We start from the raw sequence: 20,829 nt of genomic DNA, 5'->3' as shown, positions 1-20,829 counted from the left end.
CGTGAAGTTGATCTGTCGCAAGACCACTTCCAGCAGGGGTTTCACGCCTTCCTGCAGCCAGGGCGGGGCATGGTTCGGGCGGTGCGCCCCGACCCCAAGATCACCACTCGTGATCTTGGGTTACGGAATCGCCCCGAAATTCCGGACGTTGGCGCAGGCCGCGATCCAGAAAGTCGATCATCCATGCGAACGAGACGTCCGGGGCGCCCGTCCACTGGAAGCCCTGCGCGACCTGGAGCGCGGCGAAGCCGTGGATCGTGCACCGGATCGTCCGGATCGCGTGGACCATCTCCTCCTCGGGGACGCCGTAGCCACGCAGGACGGCGGTCATCGTGTCGATCACCCGCGTCCCGGCCTTCAGCAGCGGATCGTCGGGCTCCCCGAAAGGCTCGCCGATCGTCGCGCTGTAAGCGCCGGGGTGCGCGGTCACGTACGCGCGGAGGGCGGTGAGGTAGGCGGCCAGGGCCGCCTTGCCGGACACTCCCTGGACGGCCATCCCGACTGCGTCGGCCATGGCTTCCATGGCCAGCGTCGCGACCTTGTGCCGCAGATCAGGCAGGCCACCAACATGCTTGTAGAGCGACGGCGTCCGAACGCCGAGCCGGTCGGCGAGCAAGGCGAGCGTGAGGCCCGCGAATCCGACCTCGTCGGCCAGATCGGCGGCGACCTGCGTCACGTGTTCACTCGACAGCCCCGCTCTAGGCACTCACGGTCTCCTTCAGGAACGACAGGACGGCGGCCGCGACCTCGCGGGGGAACTGTGCGTGCGGGTAGTGACCCGCGCCCTCGATCATAACGACCGACCCCAGCCCGGAGGGCATCGCGGCGACGATGCCCTCCGCCTCGGCGCGCGGGTCGGCCCAGTCGGGGTCGAGCGTGCCCATGATGATCAGCGCGGGCACACCCAGTGCCGGCAGGGCGGCCTCGGCATCCTTCGGCGCGGACTGGCCCATCTTCTGGACGGCCTTCATCCGGCCGTCCTCACGCAGCGTCGTCGCCAGTGCGGCCTGCCGCTCCGCCCAGTCGGCGGGCTTCGCACCGGGGTAGGCGTGGTCGAGGTAGCTCAGCCAGGTGTCCACATTCCCGGTGATTCCGGTGCGCAGCAGCCGGACGAGCCCGGTGCGGTAGTGAGCGTTCGTGAACAGCGCCCCGAAGGCGATCTTCGGCACCCGCGTGAACGGCCCGATCTCCACGACCGCTGCCACCGCCGGGTGCGCCGCCGCGATCGTTGCCGATCCGCCGGAGAACGAGTGGCCCACGATCACCGCCGGGCCACCGCCCAGGTGCTCGACCAGCGCTACGAGGTCACCGGCCGTGTCCGTCCGGGTGTAGGACGCCCACCCGGTGCTCGACTCGCCGTGTCCGCGCAGGTCGGCCGCCGCCACCCGGTAGCCCGCCTCCACCAGGAGTGGCGCGAGGAACCGGTAAGCCTCCCGCGTGTCACCCATCCCGTGCGACAGCACGATCAGCGGGCCCTCGCCGGTGACGTCGTAGGCCAGGGTGCCGCTGTCGTGGGTCAGAAACTCGGTCAAGTCCACTCCTTGGTTAAATGTGTTAGCTAAAAAGCTAATGGCATTAGCCAATCCAGTCAAGGGCCGATTTGAGGTTGACGTAGCGGCACCGGCTCCCATGAGGGCATGCGGCGTTCTCTTGATCGTCTTTTGGTCCCGTACGCCGACAACCGGCTTGATCAGCTGCTGAAACAACTCGCCCTCACCACTCAGCTGCAGCCCCCTGCGTCCGAGCACGGTCCACCAGCATCGAGATCAACTGCTCGTCCGACGTCGCGCTCGACACCGCCTGAACTGGCTGCTCCGGACTCGTCCTCAACGACGGTGCCGGTCATCTGGCGTCTCCTTGATCATCGGATCCGCCGTTCATCAGGAACTCCCGCTCGCGTAGGATGTGTTGCTCATGACACCCACGCGAAAGCGCAAGCTCCGGAAGGATGCGGCGGAGAACGCTGAGCGGCTGATTGCTGCGGCTGCGCGTGCGGGGTTGGCCGAGGGTAAGTTCGTTCCGCTGGAGCAGATCGCTGCTGAGGCGGGAGTCGGGATCGGGACGCTCTACCGTCGCTACCCGAACCGGGAGGCGCTGCTTGAGGCGATGGCGGTCCGCGCCTATCGTCTGATCCTGGCCGAGGCCGAGGACGCGCTGGCGGCCGGCGATACCGGGCATGACTCGATCAGCCGGTTCCTCCACCAAACCTTCGCTCATCGAGACGAACTGGTACTTCCGCTCCACGGAGCGCCCATGGCCGAGGGCACCGAGTCCGCGGAGCTGCGCGCGCGCATGCAGCAAGTCATGGGTGCCATCCTCGAGCGCGGCCATCAGGACGGTTCGGTCCGCACGGATGTGAATGCGGGGACCGTGGTGCGTTTCGGGGCGATGCTCGCGCAGCCGATGTCGAACGTGCCTGGCTGGGCCGAGGCGGCCGCCGAACAGCGCGCGGTGTTCCTGCGCGGCATCGCACCCGATCGCGGCTAGTTCGACGCGTCAGTTCCGGCGCGCGCCGGGACCCTGGTCGGGGACCCGGTCGGCCACCTGAGCCATTGTGAGCTCGTCGTCGGCGAGTTCGACCGTATCGCCATCGATTGCATCAGGGTCGGTCAAGAGACGCGCGGCGGCGGCGCCGATGTCGCGAACGGCGATCATCTGGAGCGGAACGTCACCTGCAACCGGCAGGCGAAGCACCAGTTCCCCACTCCCGCCGTCTGCGAGCTGCGGCGCCAGGTTTTCCATGAAGAACGTCGGGCGGACGAACTTCGTCGGTACGACCTCGCTGAGCCGCTGCTCGACCCGGTGCTTGCTCTCGAAGTGCGGGATCCCTGTCGCTCACTCTGCCCCGCCGACCGACGAGTACACGACGTGCGGCACGCCCGCGCGTGCCGCGGCATCCGCGACGGTCACACCGCGGCGCGTCTCGCCCTCCGTGCCGTCTGCTCCCTCGAACGTCGTCATGAGGAACAGTGCTGCGACCTCGGTGAGTGCTCGCTGGAGCGACTCGCTGTTCTCCTGGTCGGCGACGACGACCTCCACACCGCGGGCTCGGAGAGCACGTGCGCCTGCGGATTCGGTGTCGCGAACCAGGGCGCGAACCGCTTGCTTCTGTGCGACCTGCGCGGGTCGCAGTCGTCTCCCGTCCGGAGGACATCGCGCCCACGCTCGATGAGGTGGCTGCGCTTGCGCAGTCGTCGGGCACGCCGCTCGAGATCGTGCCGCAGGCGACCGGCCACGGGGCCGGCGCGCCGGTGGGCAGGGGTGCGGTCCTCCTCGACACGTCGAGGCTCACCGACGTGTCGATCGACCCTGAGTCGCGCGTCGCCGTGGTCGGGGCCGGCGCAACCTGGTCTGCGGTGAACGCCGCCGCCGAACAGCACGGCTTGCTCGGACTGGCCGGCTCAGCCCCGAGTGTGTCCGTGTCCGGTTACACCTTCGGCGGCGGCATCGGTTGGCTTGTCCGGCGGGATGGACTTGCCAGTGGAGCACTTCGTGCCGTCCACTACGTCGACGGCAGCGGTCGCTCCCGCACCGCTGCGGACGATGCCACCGACGAGGTCGATCGAGCGGCGATTTGGGCCTTCCGCGGAGCGGGGGGAGTCGGGATCGCTCACACGCTGGAGTTCGATCTCGTCCCGGCGGCGGATCTCCATGCCGGAGCACTGCTGTGGCATGCCGACGCGTTACCGAAACTCGTCGCAGCATGGTCGAGCACCATCGGAACAGTCGGTAGCGGCGTTTCCTCCAGCATCGCGGTGCTCCACGTGCCGCCTCTGCCTCCGTTCCCGGAGGAACTGCACGGGAGGGTCGCGGTTCACCTCGCGATCGCCGATCCTGACGGGCCCGTCGCGGCGACTCCGCTGCTCGACGCGATGCGGGCGGCAGCGGAGCCTGTCTCCGACAGCTGGGGCCCAACCGACGCGGCGGGACTTGCGCGGATCCACCTCGATCCACCCACGGCAACCCCGGCTATCGGTGACGCGCGGTGGCTCGACGCATCGACCCCTGACATCGCCGAAGCGCTCCTCTCGACAGCCGCAGCAGACGACGCCCCGATCGTGATGATGGAGATCCGCCACGTGGCGGGCGCGCCGGTCAGGCGCACCGGGGCCGTTGTGGCCCCGCCGGGCGACTTCATCTACCACGCGGTTGCGCCGCTCAACCTGTTCCCCCGTGAACGGATCGAAGCAGGGTTCGCTCGGGCACGATCTGTCTGGTCGATCGCCGACGCCGGCTCGACGCCGGGCTCGTGGGTCGAGGGCGCGGCGAGCGTGCCGGATGCGCTGCCGGCGGATGTCCGGAAGCGGTCCGCGGCGATCGCCGACGCCGTAGACCCGGACGCCCGAATCCGCCGCTCGCGCCTGCTCGGATGATCCCGCGGCGCTCGTTGTCCCGGCGATGGGGCCGGGGCGCGATCAGGCTCCGCCGTCAGTGGGGCTCTGGCGTGCGGCGCTCTTCCGGCGCGGCTTCGCCGACCGAGGCGGGATGGAGCGCATGTGATCGCGGACGACGGTGAGGACACGAGCGAGGCTGTCGATGTCGTCGCGCGCGAGCGGTTCGAGGAAGAGTTGCCGCAGGACGTCGATGTGACCGGGGAACACCCTGGCGAGCACGTCCCGTCCCGCCTCGGTGATGGTCACCGTCACGCCCCGGTCGTCCTCCGCGGACGGGCTGCGGGCGACGAGTCCGGCCTTCTCCAGCAGCCCCACCTGGTAGGTCAGGCCGCTGCGGCTGTACACAACCCCGTCTGCCAGCTCGGTCATGCGCCGGCTGCCGTCTGCCGCGTCCCCGAGTGTGGCCAAGAGCTGGAACTGGACGTAGCTGAGGTCGCCGGCGTCGCGCAGCTGCTGCTCCACCGTGTGGCGCAGCAGGCTGCTCACCTCGATCAGCGCGAAGTACGCGCCGAGTTCGGCGGGATCGAGCGGCGGAGGGGGCTCTTCTTCGGTCATGCCGCAATCGTACTTGCTTCGAACTCGAAGCAGTGCTAGCTTCACTTCAGTGCTTCGAATTCGAAGCATATAGCGTCTCTCGAAGAAAGAAGTTCGTCATGAAGGCAGTGCGATTCCACGAGTACGGCGATGCCGATGTCCTGCGCTACGAGGACGTGGCGCTGCCCGTCCCCAGCGCTGGTGAGGTTCGCATCCGGGTCGCGGCGACGTCGTTCAACCCGGTCGACGCCGGTATCCGCGGCGGTGGTCTCCAGGGCCCGTTCCCGGTGACGCTCCCGCACACGCCTGGCATCGACGTCGCCGGAACGGTCGACGCGCTCGGTGGCGGCGTCGATGCGGTGGCGGTCGGTGACGAGGTCGTCGGATTCCTCCCGATGATCGGCGACGGCGCGGCTGCTGAGTACGTCATCGCGCCCGCCGAGGTCCTGGCGGCCGCGCCTTCGAGCGTGCCGCTCGCTGACGCGGCGGCCCTGCCACTGGTGGGCCTGACCGCATGGCAGGCACTGTTCGAACTCGGCGAGCTCACCGCCGGGCAGCGCGTGCTCATCACCGGCGCCGGAGGCGCTGTCGGTGCCTACGCGGTGCAGCTGGCAAAGACCGCCGGCGCGCACGTCATCGCCACGGCGAGCCCGCGCAGCGCGGACCGGGTCCGAGCCGCCGGTGCCGACGAGGTCCTTGACCACACCACGACCGACGTGGTGGATGCGGTGACCCAGCCGGTCGACCTCTTGCTCAACCTCGCACCGATCGAGCCCTCGCAGCTCGCCGACCAGGCCGCTCTCGTGCGGTCCGGCGGGGCCGTGGTCAACACCACGGTGTGGATGCAGGCGCCGAGCGACGAAGGGCGCCAGGTGCGCGGGCTCAACGTCTACGTCCGGAGCGACGCCAAGCAGCTCGCCGGCCTCGTGGCGGCGATCGACCGAGGCGAACTTCACATCGACATCAGCCGCCGTATCCAGCTCGAGGACCTCCCGGCGTTCCATGCGGAAGTCGCCGCCGGTGCCGTGTCCGGCAAGGTCGTCGTCCTTGCGCCGACCGCCTGACCCCCCTGGTCTGCCCCCTTTCAACGCCGCAGCCAGTGGATGTCCGCCATCGCCTGCCGCGCGGCTCAATCACCGCCCGGATTCGCTGGGCCGTCGCGGAGTACGCCGCGCACCGTGTCGAGCCGTACACCCGGGTCGAACTCCGTCAGCCACCAGGTCGCGCCGGCGGCGGCGTACGGCAGTGGGTCGACGTCGGAGGGCAGGCTGATGGCGATGTCGTACGAGGCCATCTCGCCATGTCGCAGTTCGGTGAGGGTGCCGACGACCTCGGCGAGCTGGTCCGGGTGCTCCAGATTGATCGGAAAGAAGCCGTCGAGCCGGGCGGCCCGGCGGATCGGCTTGACGTTGCCGGGGAATCCGGCGGCCCACACCGGCACGCCGGGCCGCTGAACCGGCCGCGGTAGGAACGTGATGTCGTCGACGGTGTAGTGCTCGCCGCGATGGCGCACCGGCTCGCCGGACCAGGCGGCGGCCAGGATCGCCAACGACTCGTCGAGCATCCGCCCGCGCTGCCGGTCGTCGAGCTGCTCGCCGGTCTTGGACAGCTCGCCGCCGAACCGGTCGCTTCCGATTCCGACGCCGAGGGTGAGACGGCCGTCGCTCAGCTGATCCAGTGTCGCGGTCTCCCGCGCCACCTTGGCCGGCCGCCGGCGGGCGAGCGTCGACACCATCGGGCCGAGCCGCAGCCGCTCGGTCGCGGTCGCGATCGCCGCCAGCGCGATCCACGAGTCGGCGACCTGCTGGACCGGCGCCCGCCAGGACAGGTGATCCCACACGAAGCAGCCGTCCCACCCGGCTTCCTCCGCTTCGGCGGCCAGGTTCGCCACCGCCCGCGGGTCGGCGAGCTCGTCGAAGAGCGGCAGCCAGAGTGCCGATCGCAGCCGGTTCACGGGCGCTCTCCTTCGGAAACCGAAAGGATCTCTGCAATCGTGATGTCCCAGAGCTCCGGTGGCGGCATCTGGTGCCCCATGCCTTCGAGCGGGACGAGCCGTGCTCCCGGGATCTCCCGTGCCAGCGCCTCGCCGTGCCCGTACGGGAGCAGCGGGTCCGCGGTGCCGTGCAATACCAGCGTGGGCACCGCGATCTCACCGAGGCGGGCGCGGACGGGCTCGCCGCCGGCGAGCTGCCAGTGGTTCTGCGCCGACGCCAGGGAAGGGCTGCGGTCCCAGACGCGGCCGACGACGCGGCGCAGCCGCTCCTCGTCGAGGGGGATGGTGCCCGCGAAGGTGCGCTCGCCGTCGATGTAGTACGCGATGACGGCCTCGCGGTCGGCCCAGTCGGGCGCCTCGTCACCGCCCTCGGCGAACCGCTTCGCCAGCTCGGCGCTCATCGGCGGCAGGTCAGGGCGATTGGGGTCGCCGGGCCCGCCCGGGCTGGTGGCGATGAGCGTCAGGGAGGCGACCCGGCCGGGGTGGTGCACGGCCAGGTGCTGGGCGATGCCGCCGCCCATGGAGACGCCGACGATGTGCGCGGCCGCGAGGCCGAGTTCATCGAGCAGGCCGACGGCGTCGTCGAGCAGGGCCTCGCTTCCGTACGGCGGTGCGCCGGGCGGGAAGGTTGTGGAGCGGCCGGTGTCCCGGGTGTCGTACCGGATGACGTGCCGCCCGCCGGCGGCGAGGCGCTCGCAGAACTCATCGTCCCACCAGTCCATCGACGCCTCGGCGCCGCCGATGAGCAGCAGGGCGGGTGCGGCAGGGTCGCCGAATGACTGAGCGCAGAGCTCTACGCCGTTGATTTTGAGGAGTTGCTCGGGGTGATCTTGACGACCGTTCATGTCCGGCACGCTAAGCCTCGCGGCCCCATCGCGAAAAGCCATGATTTCCGATTGAATCAATCGCCTACAGCGATAGTCGCTGCCGCTGAGCCCTTCCACGCGGCGAGAGTCGCGCTCTCCCGTGACTCGTCCGATGTCACATCTGGCCGGCCAGCTCATTGGCGGCTTCGACGGCGATGTCGATGGCTCGGGCCGCGAGGGGCGACTGGGTGCGCCCGGCCGGCCAGTACAGGTACCACGTGCAGGCGGGCGACGGTCGCAGTCGATGGATGCTGAGCCGGTCGTCGGACCAGACATCGGATCCCTGGAGGGCGAGCCAGGGCAACACCGCTGAGCCCAGGCCCACCCGTACCATCGACACGACGGTGTCGTGGCCGGCCGTTCGGAACACGATCCGCGGCCGGGCGCCCGCGCCGGCGAGCTCCCGTTCCAGCCATCTTTGGTGGACGTTGGGCGGCCAGGCGACCATGGGAGCGTCGTCGAGCAGCTTCACCGGCACCGGACCATCGGGGAACGCACCTGCGCCGGCCACCAGGAGGTACGGCTCGTCGAGCAGCTCGACGTGCTCGACGTCGCCGTCGATCCGGTCGTAGTGGAACAACAGGTCAAGATCTCCAATCCTCGGATCCTCCGGTCCCACCTCCGACAGCCGGATGTCGCAGCCGGGGTGCTCGCTCAGCAGCCGGCGCACGACGGCCGGCAGGATCAGCTTGGTCGCGCCCTGGAAGGTGCCGATGTCGATCCGGCCGTTACCCGCCTTGAAGCGATCGACGGCGTCGGCCAGCGCCTCCGACTTCGTGAGCAGATCGCGCCCGTGGGCCAGGACCACCTCGCCAAGAGGAGTGGTCCGTACCGGCCTGGGGCCTCCGGGCCGGTCGAAGACGGCGCCACCGACGGCCTTCTCCAGCGCGGCGATCTGCTGGCTTACCGACGACTGGGTGTAGCCGAGGCGAACCGCCGCTCGGCCGAACGTTCCCTCCTCGGCGATAGCGGCCATTGTCCTCAGGTGGCGCAGCTCAACATCAGCCATAACGTCAGAGTATCGGAAATCGCGATTGATTTGATCGAAAGTAATCGCTTTTCTTGATGTACTAGGTGATCCTAGTGTCATCGGCATGACGACCTACGACACGCCCGCTCCGACCGCGATACCGCTGGGCCGCCGACTGTCCCGCCTGCGATTGGACCTGCCCAGCCTGGTCTGGTCCCTGGCGGCGACTCATTTCGTGAGCCGCGCCGGCGGAGTCGCACAGTCGTTCCTCGTGCTCTATCTGACGCAGGAGCAAGGGCTGACGCCGACAACCGCGGGCGCGGTGGTGGCGGCGACGGGAGCCGGAGGCATCGGATCCCAGGTGCTCGGCGGCTGGCTGGGCGACCGGATCGGACGACGCCACACCATGCTGGTGGGGTTCCTGGGAACCGCCGTGACGCTTGTCGCGCTCGGCTCGGCCGACACGGTCCCGGTGATCTGGGCGGCGGCACTCGGTGTCGGGCTGATGGCGGACCTGTTCCGCCCGGTTGGGTCGGCTGTGGTGGCCGACCTCCATCCGAGCCAGCGGGTCCGGGCCTTCGGGTTGCTGTTCTGGGCGGCCAACCTCGGCTTCTCCATCGCCACGATCACCGCGGGGGTCCTGGCCCAGTATGGGTATGGACTCTTGTTCTGGATCAATGCCACGGCCTCGATCATCGCGGCGCTGATCGTCTGGCGCCGGATTCCCGAGACCCGGCCGGCGACACCGAATCAGCCCCGCCGAGCGCTGCTGCCGGTGCTCCTGCGCGACCGGCTGATGATCGTCATGGTGTTGATCTACGTCGCCTATTTCACCCTGTTCCTGCAGACGTTCGCGACGCTACCGCTCGTCATGACGGCAGATGGTCACGGCCCCGCGACCTACGGCGCGGTGCTGGCTCTGAACGGGATCGTCATCGTGGTAGGCCAACCACTGGCGGTACGGCTGCTTGCCGGTCGCGACCCCAGCTCGGTGCTGGCCGTGTCCATGCTCCTGGCCGGTGCCGGCGTCGGTTTGGGCACCCTCGTGGAGAGTGGGGTCGGCTACGCGGGATCGGTCCTGGTTTGGACCCTCGGTCAGATCGGCATCGCCGTGATGTTCGGCGCCACCTTCGCCGACCTCGCACCGGCGGACCTGCGCGGCAGGTACATGGGCATCGCCTCCGCCACCTGGAGTGTCGGCGCCGTGTTCGGCCCGCTGGCCGGCACCGTACTGCTCGACCATGCCGGACGAACGGCTCTGGCAGCGGCATGCGCGATCACCGGGATCGCTCTCTTCGCCGCCCAGCAGGCGCTCGGCCCGGCGCTCCGCCGCCGAAGCGGAAGCTGACCCACGCCGAGGCGGGTCAGCGCGTGCACCCGGTGTTGGGGCAGACATCGCGCCGAGACAGCACCTTGCCCGGCCCCGGGCGACGCTGGGTGAGGAACATCGGGCCCCGGGTGCGGTCCTTGAGCCGGCGTGGCAGCAGCCCGGCGGGCGTTCCAGGTGTTGACCGCCGCACCGTCCCACAGCAGCTCCAGCGCCTCGCCGATCTCCTCATCAGCCACCGACGCCAGCGGCCGGGCCTCGCCGAGCCGCATCGCGGTCTTGCCGATCCCGATCCCGTAGCTGCGCATGGCAACGCCACAAGTTCGGCCACGCCGCTCCTTTGCCGCACATAACAGGGTCGCCTCACGTACCGTCCGGCGGGCGTCGCCGCAGGTCGCGATCCACGATGCCGCAGATGACAGGCCGTTATCTACGCCAAGACTTCAAGATTCTTCGGGGCCGGCCCTCCCGGTCTCCTGGCCAGGCACGACCGGGCTTGGCGCACGATCTCGCAGAGATGTTCCTCAATCCCCGTGACCACGTGAACGCGCGAGCGCCCAGCGCCGTGCGACAGGCACCTGCATGGTATGTTGAATAAACGTTTACTCAATGAGGTGAGTAATGCCCAGGACGCGAAGTGAGCAGGCGGTATGGCGCCGGGAGCAACTGCTGGACGCGGCCTTGCGCGTGTTCGCCGACAAGGGCGTGGACGGGGCCACGGTCAAGGATGTGGCTGAGGCCGCCGAGGTGACACCCGGCCTGCTCTATCGCTACTTCGACAGCAAAGAGGCGATGGTGGAGACGCTCCTGTCGGAGCGGGGCTTCCTGCCCCGCCTGCGGGAGCTGCGGACGGAGCAGAACGACTCGCGGCCGGCTCCAGAGGTGCTGACCGAGTTGCTGAAGGCGTTCGACCGGCTGCTGGCCGACAACGCCGAACTGATGGCCGTGTTCTTCAGCGCCGCCCAGGCCCGCGGGCCGCTGGCGGCGCTGGCTGGTGAGGGCCAGCGGCTCATCGGCGACTTCCTGCTCGAACGCATCGACGCCGGCGAGCTGCGCCCGCACGACACGGTCACGGCCGCCAGGACCCTGTTCGCCACCGTCGCCGTCAACCGGCGGCTGGGCACCCCCATCGACATCGCGGCCCTGGTCGGGCTGCTGTTTCCGGAAGAAGGATGAGATGCGCGCACAGTGCTGTGTCGTCGGGGGCGGCCCCGCGGGCATGATGGCCGGGCTGCTGCTGGCCCGTCAGGGCGTGGAGGTGATCGTGCTGGAAAAACACGCGGACTTCCTGCGCGACTTCCGCGGCGACACCGTCCACCCCTCCACCCTCGAACTGATCGCCGAACTGGGCTGGATCGAGGAGTTCCTGAACCTCCCGCACACCAAGATGCCGCAGGTGGCGGTCAACATGGGCGGCCGAGACGTCACCTTCGCCGACTTCAGCCGGCTGAACGTGCGCTACCCCTACATCGCGTTCATGCCGCAGTGGGATGTGCTGGACTTCCTGGCCGGCAAGGCCACGGCCTACCCTTCTTTCCGCCTCCTGCGCCGCGCCCAGGCCACGGAACTTCTCACCGATCAGGGACGGGTGACCGGCGTCCTGGCCGACACCGCCGAGGGCCCCGTGGAGGTGCGGGCCGACCTGGTGATCGGCGCCGACGGCCGCCACTCCACCGTACGGGCCCGCGCCGGCCTCACTCCCGTGAGCGCCTCGCCACCCATGGACGTGCTGTGGTTCCACCTGCCCCGCCGCCCACAGGACCAAGTGCCCTTCTTTCAGGGTGGCAAGGGGGCGCTGATCTCCATCGACCGTGGTGACTACTGGCAGATGGCCTATGCAATCCCGGCGGCCGCCTTCGACGAGCTCAAGACTGCCGGGCTGCCGGCGTTCCGGAACCGGGTGGCGCACCTGGCCCCCGCCCTGCGCGACCGCGTGGACCAGATCCACGACTGGGAGGTGGTGCACCACCTGAGCGTCCGGGTGGACCGGCTGCCACGCTGGCACCGGCCGGGACTGCTGTGTATCGGTGATGCCGCCCACGCCATGTCGCCCGCGGGCGGCGTGGGTATCAACCTGGCCGTGCAGGACGCGGTGGCCACCGCCAACCTGCTGGGCCCGCTTCTCGCCCGAGGCGGCGAACCACAAGACGCCGATCTGGCCCGGGTGCAGTCCCGCAGAGAACGCGCCGCGAGGATCACGCAGGCCTTCCAACTCGGCATCCTGCGCGACCTCTATCCCAAGGACCTGGGCGACGACACGACCCAGCATGTGCCTCTGATCTTCACGGCGTTCCGGACGCTGCCACCGCTGCGCCACCTCCTGGGTCGTTTCATCGGTATGGGCGTCCGTCCGGAGCACATCGCCGCATGACCGACACCATCCCCTTCCCGCGCCCTCGCGTGCACAAGGGAGACAGACCAGGTACCGGCGCCGTGCTGGGCACCACCACCCGGCACGCCCGTGCAGCAGGGGCAGTTCATGTGGTGGAGGGCCGCGCTGTGAAATCGAACGGGATCCGGCGCGGGCCGCGTTCGGAGGCAGGGAAAGGCTCGGCCCGCTGATCAGCGGGAACTTCGTTAACGCCGGAGCCCGTTCCAAATCCCTCTGACCCCCGACGATGCCACCATGGCGCACATCCTGCGCCATACACTCGCCACCACGCTGGTCCGCAGCAAGACCGACCTGGTCCTGGTCACCGAGATCCTTGGCCACGCCCGCCTGGAGACCCCCCCGGCGTTACAGCTTGCCGTCCGACAAGACGCCCCCAAGCTGATCACCACCGACGGCTGACTACGCCCCTACCTGCGGAAACTAACGTCAAGATCGGCTCATGGCCGGCCCCACTCTGTACGGCGTCAAAAATACAGCCATGACGGCCCTGACCTGTGGTTTGACGGGGTCCGTACCTGCAGACAAGATCGCGTCTTGTGTTTGTCCGCCTGAGTGCACCGACCGCATGCTGGTTTACGGCGAATATCACCTGTGCTCGGTTCTTGACCGTCGAGGACGGCGGCGTCGGCCAGCGCGGCTGGCGATGGCGTGCAGGATGCCAGGCGCTGTTCCTTCACTGGGGCATCGGCGGAAGCGCCTGCCCTTTCCCTGGGCTCACACTTTCCGACGGGGCTCGTGATCATCGCCCAGCCGACTCCCTCTCCGGCGAATGCGTAGTGGAGGACGTCGGCCACCGGGACCGGCCCGACGGAAACCCCGACTTCCGGTGGTGTTCAGGGTTGTGGGACTCCGGCAGCCCTAGCCTGTACAGCCACAACTACTGCCCGCGTGACCGTCCGAGCCCTTGTCGCGTCTGTGATCTAGATGGGGCATGCTAGGCCCGGTAATCGAAGAGTCGGGAGGAAGCAGTGGGGTGGCGCGTCGCGGTCGCGGCTGGCGTGGCCTTGGCCGCAGTTCCCACAATTGCAGCGGCGGCCCCGGTCGGAGTGTCCTGCCTGATGTCGACGTCATATACGGACAAGCTGATCGATGCCTGGATCGCTGAGAATGCACGAGCGACGGTGCAGCAGCCCGTCCCTGAGATCACCGCGACGTTCTCTCCCTACATGGACGTGAAGGTGATGGAGGGGCCGCCTCCCATGGGGGAGGAGAGGGTCACGACAGAAGAGTTGGCGCTCTACGTGGTGGCACTGAAGGGGTGCAACGGCGATACGTGATCAGAAGCTTTCTGCTCGGGAGGCAATCGTGAGCAGCAGGTCCGCGGACGCGGACCCGCGTATGTCCACAACGGACAACGCCATGCCGCTCCGCCTCCAGGTCTCATTCTGAGATGCAAGAAACTTCACGACCGGCAGCGTAAGTGCCTTGCTTCTGCATCTAGTTTCGTAGTTCGCGCCCAGTGCAAGGAATGTTCGCGTTTACGTTGCCGAAAAAGCTAGGGCGGCCACGACTGCTCTGACCTGTGGTTTTACGGGGTCCGTATCCGCAGTAAAGATCACACTGCGAGTGTTCGGTTGGCTGATGTTGCTGGGCCGCAGCCAAGCGTCGAAGGGCGCGGAGATCATGGTGTTGCGTTACGAGGTGGCGGTGCTGCGGCGTCAGGTTGGACGACCGAAGCCGGACTGGGCCGATCGGGCCGTTCTCGCGGCGTTGGCCCGATGGGTGCCGGGGATGCTGCGCGCTCATCGACTGGTCACCCCGGCGACGTTACCGGCGTGGCATCGTCGTCTGCTGCGACGCTCCTGGACCTAGCCGCATCGGCCCGGGCGTCCAGGAACGAGGCAGGAGGTTGCAGCCGAAGGCCTCCTGGCTTGTGATTTCTTCCATGTTGACACGATCTCGCTGTGATGGAGGTCCACACGCGACACGTCCACGTTTTGGGTGTGACCAGCCACCCGATTGGCGCGTGGACCGCTCAGCAGGCCCGCAACCTCCTGATCGACCTCGGCCAGCGAGCAGCGTCGTTCCGCTTCCTCATTCGTGACCGAGACGCCAAGTTCACCGCCGTTTTCGACGAGGTGTTCGCCGCCGTGGGCATCACGGTGCTGAAGAGTCCGCCGCGGACACCGAGGGCGAACTGCTATGCCGAGCGCTGGATCCGGACCGTGCGAGCCGAGTGCACCGACCGGATGCTGATCTACGGCGAACGTCACCTGCGCTCCGTCCTGAACGAGTACATCGATCACTACAACGCGCACCGACCGCATCAGGCTCGTGGGCAGAGCGACCACCCGATCACGATGAACATGTGGTGGTGCCGATGGAAGGCCGGATCGAACGCCACAATGTACTCGGAGGAGCGATCAACGAGTACCGTCGAGCCGCATGGCTCGGACGGAGAAATCCCAGCTCAAACCATGCGCGCGAGTTTGAAGCCCTACAGGCCACAGCCTCGCGTCCTAACGATGACATGACCGGTTCTCTAGGGGGAGGCCGGGCCGAGGCTCCATCCGGTGACGTTGCCCTTGACGTCGCCCGCGGCCAGCCAGGACTCCCCGTCGTCCTCGGCGATCACCACCGAGTAGACGCGCCCACCGGGAGATTTCAGCGGGTCGCCGAGTTGCTTGCCGCTGCGCAGGTCCCAGACGCGGATGATCCCGTCGAACCCGCCGGAGGCGACGACCGCGCGGCCCTTCACCCTGCCCACCGCCAGGCAGGCGACCTCGGCGGTGTGGCCGGAGAACGAGGTCTGCTCCCGGCCGTTGCGCAGGTCCCAGACGCGGATCTTGTGGTCGGAGCCGCCGCTGATGCCCACCGGCGCGCCGTCCATCACGGTGGTCGCCACAGCGAAGACATCACCGCTGTGGCCGTGGAAGGTGGCGCCCAGGGCGCCGGTCTCCAGGCTCCACACCCGCGCGGTGTCGTCGGCCGACGCAGTCACCGCGAACGGGTGCCCGTCCATCGTGCCGGTCGCGACACCGAACACCGGGTCGCCGCCCACCGCCTTGGGCTGGGGTCCGGAGTCCTTGCCCGTCTTCGGGTCCCACACGTGGACCTTTCCGGCCTCGTCGCCGCTGACCAGGACCGTCTTGCCCGACACCCGCGCCGGAGCGATCGCGTAGACCATTTTCTGGTGGCCTTTGTAGGTGGGGCCGAGCGGCTCGACGCTCTCCGCGCCGGAGACGATGACGGCGCCATTTTGCAGCCGCCTGAACGTGGCCGCCTGCCCGTCTACTTCGCCCACGTCGATGGCAGCGTTTGCCTCCTCGCCGCCGGAGTTCTTCAGCTTGGCGAGTTCGCTGGGGCGCGTGTCGAACTTCCACACCTTGGCCACCCCCTTGGTACTGCCGGCCAGCACCGCGCGCTGTCCGGCGTAGCTGCTTACCGCCAGGGTGTTCACCTCTTCGCCGAGGGTGACCTCTGCCACCCTCCTGCCGTACGGCTGGGCGGCGACGCTGGTGGTCGCCGACGGTATGTCCGTCGTCGCGAAGGGCGTGGGTGTTGATGGAGAGTCGCTCGCTCCCCACCGCAGGGCCAACACAATCACGCTCACGAGTACCGCCACGGAGGTGACCGAGCCCACCACCAGGAGCTTGGACCGCTTGCGGCGTGAGTCTGTGGTGAGGGCGGCGGGTGGCGTTCCGGGAGCGGGTGTCCCGGCGAGCCCGGCGAAGGGCGGTCCTGCTGACGGCATGCCGGTAGAAGGCGTCCAGGCGGGTGTCACTCCGGCCGGAGAAGCTTCCGCTGGTGGAGCTGCGGCCGGGTGAGCGGCCGGGTCCCCACCGACGGGCTTGGTCACGCTCTGGCCGTGACCGAGGAGGAGGTGCAGGACCTCGGCTGCCGTGGGACGTTCCGGCGGCGCCTTGGCCAAGCAGCGGGAGAGAACGGCGCGCAGGGGCTCGGGGACGCCGTCCAGATCCGGCTGGGCGTTGAGGATGCGGTACATTACTGCAGGCAGTGTGTCCTGGCCGAAAAACGGGCGCCCGGTCGCGGCGAAGCCCACGGTCACCGCCCAGCTGAACACGTCGGATGCGGGCTGCGCCGGCTCACCGTGGATCACCTCGGGAGCCATGTACGCCGGGGTGCCCACCGAGCCGCCGGTGGCGGTCATGTCGATCGCGCGCGCGATGCCGAAATCGATCACCCGGGGGCCGTCGGAGCCCAACAGGACGTTCGACGGCTTGAAGTCGCGGTGGACGATCCCGGCCCGGTGGATGGCCACCAGTGCGGTGGCCGTGCTGACCGCGATGCGATCGAGCGCGCCTCCGGACCTGGGTCCGTGCTCGCGGACGGAATCCTCCAGTGACGAGCCGTCGACGAACTCCGACACGATGTAGGGTCTGTCGCCGTCGACCGCCACGTCCAGCACGCGGGCTGTGCAGAACGCCGCCACCCGCATGGCCGCGTCCACCTCGCGTAAGAAACGCCCGCGCGCCTCGCTCCTGCTCGCCAGCCTGGCATGCAGCACCTTGATCGCCACCCGCTCGCCCGAGGCACGCTCGGCCAAGTAGACCACGCCCTGCCCGCCCTCACCGAGGCCCCCAACGATGCGGTAGTCACCCAGCTGGGTCGGCTCGCCAGCTTGCAGGGGGCGGAACATAGTTCCCGACGATACACGTTAAGTAGATCAACGGCGATTTCGCACGTTCACGCACCTGGGGGTCGGGGATCGCGGGATCCGGCTTGTTTCGCTCCCACGACCCTGCTGGTTGACTCGCGGCGCGTTGGGTGTGGTCCGTGACCTGGCGGTGGTTGTTGTGGATCACGAGGGGGCGGCCGGTTGCCCCTCGCCCCGGCTGCGGTTGGAGTGTTTCGGTGTCTGTGCAGCCGTGTCCATGGCCGGAGCCGTCGCCGCAGGTGGCCGCGGCGTTGGCGGCGCGACTGGGGATACGGTGCTGCTGCTGGGGGCGGGCCACCGATGAGGAGGGCAATCCAGGCTACTGGCCGTTCCGGCAGGTCCTGCGGGCGGTCCGAGGGCGCTCCGGGTCGGCGTGCGGGGCAGGGCGCGGGGCGCGTCGTACCGGAGCTCGGTGACCTGGTGCAGACGGGAGTGCGCGGCACAAGATCATGTAGAAGAGACGGAATGCCATGAGCCTCGAGCAAGCCCGACTTCACCCACTGCTCCGGTCCGGAAACCTGGACAGGCCCGCAGCTCACAACGGTGAGCAGAGTATTGACACCCTTCAAGGCCAGGTACACGCGCCAGGCGGGCTGACGAGGCCGGCCCCGCAAGATTTGCCGCCTGCGGTTGTAACAACTATCGTTACGACCGGAACCGAGGGGTGAGGGAGGTGGAGTCCGACGTGAGTGCCAACAGCAGACTGACCATCGCGGCGCACGTCCTGACATGGATCGGGCTGTATCAGCGGCGCGGCCACGAGGTCGCCACCTCCGAGCAGATCGCGACGAGCGTCAACACCAACCCGGTGGTGATCCGCCGCCTGCTGGGCGAGCTGCGCAAGGCCGGCCTGGCCGATTCACGGCGGGGTGCGGGGGCGGGCTGGATGCTCGTGCGGGACCTGGCGGCGATCACCCTGCTCGACGTCTACGAGGCGATCGAACCGGGACCGGTCTTCGCCCTGCATCGCGCGACACCGGACCCCGAGTGCGTCGTGGGCCACGGCATCGGGCCGGCGATGACCGCCGTGTACGACAACGTGGAGGCCGCCCTGCGCAGCGAGCTGGCCAAGACCACGCTGGAGGACGTGCTGCGGGACGTCTTGAAAGCCGCCTGACCTCGGACCGTCGACTTCCCCTGGTCGAGGGGGTCGCATCCCGCGCATCGCCGATGTAACCAATATGGTTACATCAAGAACTTGGAGAGTCTCATGGGACAACTGAACGACAAGACCGCCCTCGTCACGGGCGCCTCCAGCGGCATCGGCCTGGCGATCGCCCGCCGTTTCGCCGCCGAGGGCGCGACCGTCTACCTGACCGGGCGCCGCAAGGCCGCGCTGGACGCCGCCGTCGCGCAGGTCGGCGCCCGCGGCATCGCCATCCAGGGCGATGCCTCGGACCTCGGCGACCTCGACCGGCTCTTCGCCGAGATCGCGAACCGCAGCGGCCGCCTGGACATTGTGGTGGTCAACGCCGGGGTCGGGGAGTACGGCCCGCTCGGCGCGATCACCGAGGAGGAGTACGACCGCACTACCTCGATCAATCTCAAGGGCACGGTCTTCACTGTCCAAAAGGCGCTGCCGCTGCTGACGGCCGGCGCCTCGGTGATGCTGCTTTCCTCCAGCTCGGCCCTGCGGGCCGTCCCGGGCCTGGGCGTCTACGCCGCCACCAAGGCCGCGATCCGCAGCCTCGCCCGCACCTGGGCCGCCGAGCTGGCCGGCCGCGGAATCCGCGTCAACGCCCTCACCCCCGGCCCTGTCGAGACCCCGGGCCTGGACGAGCTCCTCGCCGCTTTCCCGCACGGCGATCGGCCCACCGCGGCCGAGCCCGCCCCACCGACCCCGCTCGGCCGCGCCGGCCATCCCGACGAGGTCGCCGCCACCGCCCTCTACCTGGCCGGCGACCAAAGCACGTTCACCACCGGCGCGGAACTGTTCGTCGACGGCGGCGCCACACAGCTCTAGGCGCCAAATCGGCGACGCGGGACGCATTCGACTACCGGGCGGGCGATGCGGCAGCCCGATCCCCGGCACCAGGACGGCAACCAGGCCGTCTTCCTCGCCGGTGACGACGAGAGCGCCAAGCCCCCTTCACACGGCTGCTGACCGAATTCGGGTTCGCGCCGGTCGACCGCACTGCGCGAAGGCGGGGCGCTCATGCCGCTCGGCGGGCCGCTGAGCGGCAAGCACTTCCTGTTCCAGGGCTGAGGCCCGACCGGCACACCTCATACGAAAGAAAGACAAAGGACAAGGACGATGGCAACAGATACTCAGACCTCGCGGACCGTGGCCGAGAAGTTCGTGGAGCGCCTCGGGAGGCAGGACCCCGACGGCATCGAGGAACTGTTCGCCGAGGAGATCGACTGGCACGTCCCCGGCAGTGACGCGCTGCCCTGGACCGGGCGCCGTACCCGCCGGGAGGAGGTCGCGCCGTACTTCACCACGATGTGGCCGCACTTCGCGCACGGCAGGAGCAAGGTCGTGCTGGAGCGCGTCATCGTCGACGGTGGTGACGTGGTGCTGCTGGCGGTCTTCACGCACACCGTCGTGGCCAGCGGGAAGGAGTTCACCACACCGGCGGCCATGCACCTGATGGTCGAGGACAACCGGATCGTCCGCATGCACCTGTACGAGGACACGCTGACCGTCGAGGAGGCGTTCAACGCCGGCTGAGTGAAGAGTGCTCAGGGGCCCCGTGGCCCAGGGCGCATGGCGGCCAGCATCTCGGTTGGCCGAGTTTCGGGCCGGCCGGCGCCCACAGGATCGGCATCCCGGAGGGGGTGCAGACCAGATGCAGAGCCCAGTGCCGTGCGGCACCGCCGCATCGGCGACAGGCAGCACGGCCGGCGGAGTTCAGCGCCGGGCGTCACCAGGTGCGAGGAGGCTGGTCACCTCGGCCCCAGGTGACCAGACGGCTGGCCCACCGCTTCGCCGCCCTCAGCCCCAAACCGGTCACCCCGGCGTTCGACCTGCTCACCGCCCGCGAGCGGGAAGTGCTTCACCACCTGGCGCAAGGGCTCAGCAACGCCGAGATCGCCCGGGAACTCTGGATCGAGGAGGGCACGGTCAAGACGCATGTCAACCGCGTCCTCGCCAAGCTCCGCCTGCGCACCCGCGTACACGCCGTGATCTACGCCCACCAGCATCGCCTCTGACCCCTGCTTGCGGCCGATCACGCGGAGGCGGCTTCACAAGCGCAGCAGCCCGCGCCCGCGATCATCCTCCGCCGCACCGCAGGTGGTCTCCCATTCACCCTCGGCGATGTGGAACAGTTCGCTCTCGCCGGCGTGCCGGCGCACCGGCGCCTGGTACCCGTACGGCACATCGCACCGGAAGAACGACAGCACGCCACGGGTGTCGGCCGCCTTGGCCCGGAAGGTGATGAGCGCGCCGGCGAACCAGGTCGTGGTTCCGTCGTCGGGGCCCAGCATGTAGCCATCCGGGTTCGCGCCCGGGATCGCCGTACCGCCGTGCGGCGCGGTGTGGTCGTCTGTGTGGTCGAAGGACATCGAGGGTGTCTCCCGTAGCTCAGGACGGTCCGCGCAGGCGGGCGGCCAGCTTGGTCAAGCTCCGGGCACTCAGCTCGGCCAGTCTGGCCCGGACCAGGATCAGGCTCGTCTTGCCGGCACGGCGGGTCTCGCGGCCGAAGCGGTGCAGTTCCCGCCGGGCTTCGGCGCGGCGCAACTCGGCGGCGCGTCGTACCTGACGGTGTTCTTTTCGGGTCTGTGCGGACATGA

22 protein-coding genes and 2 pseudogenes are annotated in these 20,829 nt (G+C 68.9%); 14 read left to right on the top strand and 10 right to left on the bottom strand.

Annotated elements, in window-relative coordinates:
• Positions 1-100 precede the first annotated feature (100 nt).
• Both ABZX61_RS41445 and ABZX61_RS41440 read right to left on the bottom strand, forming a co-directional pair.
• Positions 101-706, bottom strand: coding sequence for a WHG domain-containing protein (locus ABZX61_RS41445; protein WP_355202309.1), 606 nt, complete (start codon positions 704-706; stop codon positions 101-103).
• The gene (locus ABZX61_RS41440) at positions 699-1,538 is read right to left on the bottom strand and encodes an alpha/beta hydrolase (protein WP_355202306.1); all 840 of its coding nucleotides are present in this window, start codon (positions 1,536-1,538) and stop codon (positions 699-701) included. The genes ABZX61_RS41445 and ABZX61_RS41440 overlap by 8 nt, the downstream gene beginning before the upstream one ends.
• A 376-nt stretch (positions 1,539-1,914) precedes the next feature.
• Here ABZX61_RS41440 and ABZX61_RS41435 point away from each other — a divergent pair, with 376 nt between their 5' ends.
• Complete coding sequence (locus ABZX61_RS41435; RefSeq protein ID WP_355202303.1) at positions 1,915-2,487, top strand: helix-turn-helix domain-containing protein; 573 nt, start codon at positions 1,915-1,917, stop codon at positions 2,485-2,487.
• Between the two features lie 9 nt (positions 2,488-2,496).
• Here ABZX61_RS41435 and ABZX61_RS41430 read toward each other — a convergent pair.
• Positions 2,497-3,132, bottom strand: a pseudogene (locus ABZX61_RS41430) (NmrA family NAD(P)-binding protein).
• 41 nt (positions 3,133-3,173) lie between these two features.
• Here ABZX61_RS41430 and ABZX61_RS41425 point away from each other — a divergent pair.
• On the top strand, positions 3,174-4,373 hold the full coding sequence (locus ABZX61_RS41425; RefSeq protein WP_355202300.1) for an FAD-dependent oxidoreductase: 1,200 nt from the start codon (positions 3,174-3,176) through the stop codon (positions 4,371-4,373).
• Between the two features lie 42 nt (positions 4,374-4,415).
• On the opposite strand, the gene ABZX61_RS41420 is transcribed toward ABZX61_RS41425, so the two are convergent.
• The gene (locus ABZX61_RS41420) at positions 4,416-4,949 is read right to left on the bottom strand and encodes a MarR family transcriptional regulator (protein WP_355202297.1); all 534 of its coding nucleotides are present in this window, start codon (positions 4,947-4,949) and stop codon (positions 4,416-4,418) included.
• 98 nt (positions 4,950-5,047) lie between these two features.
• On the opposite strand from ABZX61_RS41420, the gene ABZX61_RS41415 reads away from it, so the two are divergent.
• A complete protein-coding gene (locus ABZX61_RS41415; RefSeq protein ID WP_355202666.1) occupies positions 5,048-5,992 on the top strand; it encodes an NADP-dependent oxidoreductase in 945 nt (314 codons plus the stop codon).
• Between the two features lie 65 nt (positions 5,993-6,057).
• Here the strand turns inward: ABZX61_RS41415 and ABZX61_RS41410 are convergent, their stop codons facing one another.
• The 3 genes from ABZX61_RS41410 to ABZX61_RS41400 form a co-directional block, all read right to left on the bottom strand.
• On the bottom strand, positions 6,058-6,882 hold the full coding sequence (locus ABZX61_RS41410; RefSeq protein WP_355202294.1) for an LLM class flavin-dependent oxidoreductase: 825 nt from the start codon (positions 6,880-6,882) through the stop codon (positions 6,058-6,060).
• Entirely contained in the window at positions 6,879-7,766 is an 888-nt protein-coding gene (locus ABZX61_RS41405) for an alpha/beta hydrolase (protein WP_355202291.1), read from the bottom strand. Before ABZX61_RS41405 ends, ABZX61_RS41410 begins: the two co-directional genes overlap by 4 nt.
• A gap of 136 nt (positions 7,767-7,902) precedes the next feature.
• Positions 7,903-8,796, bottom strand: coding sequence for a LysR family transcriptional regulator (locus tag ABZX61_RS41400; RefSeq protein WP_355202288.1), 894 nt, complete (start codon positions 8,794-8,796; stop codon positions 7,903-7,905).
• 196 nt (positions 8,797-8,992) lie between these two features.
• On the opposite strand from ABZX61_RS41400, the gene ABZX61_RS41395 reads away from it, so the two are divergent.
• From ABZX61_RS41395 to ABZX61_RS41365, 7 genes are all read left to right on the top strand, one after another.
• Positions 8,993-10,105, top strand: a complete 1,113-nt coding sequence (locus ABZX61_RS41395) for an MFS transporter (protein ID WP_355202285.1) — start codon at positions 8,993-8,995, stop codon at positions 10,103-10,105.
• A gap of 600 nt (positions 10,106-10,705) precedes the next feature.
• Positions 10,706-11,260 carry a TetR/AcrR family transcriptional regulator gene (locus ABZX61_RS41390; protein ID WP_355202282.1) on the top strand — a complete coding sequence of 185 codons (555 nt, stop codon included), beginning with the start codon at positions 10,706-10,708 and terminating at the stop codon, positions 11,258-11,260.
• A 1-nt stretch (position 11,261) separates the two neighbouring features.
• Positions 11,262-12,455 carry an FAD-dependent oxidoreductase gene (locus ABZX61_RS41385; RefSeq protein ID WP_355202279.1) on the top strand — a complete coding sequence of 398 codons (1,194 nt, stop codon included), beginning with the start codon at positions 11,262-11,264 and terminating at the stop codon, positions 12,453-12,455.
• Positions 12,456-12,710: 255 nt separating this feature from the next.
• A complete protein-coding gene (locus ABZX61_RS41380) occupies positions 12,711-12,875 on the top strand; it encodes a tyrosine-type recombinase/integrase (protein WP_355202277.1) in 165 nt (54 codons plus the stop codon).
• A gap of 569 nt (positions 12,876-13,444) precedes the next feature.
• Positions 13,445-13,753, top strand: a complete 309-nt coding sequence (locus tag ABZX61_RS41375) for a hypothetical protein (protein WP_355202274.1) — start codon at positions 13,445-13,447, stop codon at positions 13,751-13,753.
• Positions 13,754-14,042: 289 nt separating this feature from the next.
• Entirely contained in the window at positions 14,043-14,288 is a 246-nt protein-coding gene (locus ABZX61_RS41370) for a hypothetical protein (protein ID WP_355202271.1), read from the top strand.
• Between the two features lie 95 nt (positions 14,289-14,383).
• The gene (locus tag ABZX61_RS41365) at positions 14,384-14,950 is read left to right on the top strand and encodes an integrase core domain-containing protein (protein ID WP_355202663.1); all 567 of its coding nucleotides are present in this window, start codon (positions 14,384-14,386) and stop codon (positions 14,948-14,950) included.
• 8 nt (positions 14,951-14,958) lie between these two features.
• On the opposite strand, the gene ABZX61_RS41360 is transcribed toward ABZX61_RS41365, so the two are convergent.
• Complete coding sequence (locus tag ABZX61_RS41360; protein ID WP_355202268.1) at positions 14,959-17,076, bottom strand: serine/threonine-protein kinase; 2,118 nt, start codon at positions 17,074-17,076, stop codon at positions 14,959-14,961.
• Positions 17,077-17,779: 703 nt separating this feature from the next.
• On the opposite strand from ABZX61_RS41360, the gene ABZX61_RS41355 reads away from it, so the two are divergent.
• From ABZX61_RS41355 to ABZX61_RS41340, 4 genes and pseudogenes are all read left to right on the top strand, one after another.
• Entirely contained in the window at positions 17,780-18,211 is a 432-nt protein-coding gene (locus tag ABZX61_RS41355; protein WP_350732288.1) for an Rrf2 family transcriptional regulator, read from the top strand.
• A 93-nt stretch (positions 18,212-18,304) separates the two neighbouring features.
• The gene (locus ABZX61_RS41350; protein ID WP_355202265.1) at positions 18,305-19,057 is read left to right on the top strand and encodes an SDR family oxidoreductase; all 753 of its coding nucleotides are present in this window, start codon (positions 18,305-18,307) and stop codon (positions 19,055-19,057) included.
• A gap of 291 nt (positions 19,058-19,348) precedes the next feature.
• On the top strand, positions 19,349-19,765 hold the full coding sequence (locus ABZX61_RS41345; RefSeq protein ID WP_355202262.1) for a nuclear transport factor 2 family protein: 417 nt from the start codon (positions 19,349-19,351) through the stop codon (positions 19,763-19,765).
• A 293-nt stretch (positions 19,766-20,058) separates the two neighbouring features.
• A pseudogene (locus tag ABZX61_RS41340) lies at positions 20,059-20,247 on the top strand (LuxR C-terminal-related transcriptional regulator); the annotation flags it as partial.
• 33 nt (positions 20,248-20,280) lie between these two features.
• On the opposite strand, the gene ABZX61_RS41335 reads toward ABZX61_RS41340, so the two are convergent.
• Both ABZX61_RS41335 and ABZX61_RS41330 read right to left on the bottom strand, forming a co-directional pair.
• On the bottom strand, positions 20,281-20,601 hold the full coding sequence (locus ABZX61_RS41335; RefSeq protein WP_355202259.1) for a hypothetical protein: 321 nt from the start codon (positions 20,599-20,601) through the stop codon (positions 20,281-20,283).
• Positions 20,602-20,620: 19 nt separating this feature from the next.
• Positions 20,621-20,827, bottom strand: a complete 207-nt coding sequence (locus ABZX61_RS41330) for a hypothetical protein (protein WP_355202257.1) — start codon at positions 20,825-20,827, stop codon at positions 20,621-20,623.
• Positions 20,828-20,829: the final 2 nt, after the last annotated feature.

The organism is Nonomuraea sp. NPDC003709 (genome assembly GCF_040610775.1).
GTDB classification, from domain to species: Bacteria; Actinomycetota; Actinomycetes; order Streptosporangiales; family Streptosporangiaceae; genus Nonomuraea; species Nonomuraea angiospora_A.
Note: the sequence above shows the minus strand (reverse complement) of the source record. Positions and strands in the feature narration are given on the sequence as shown.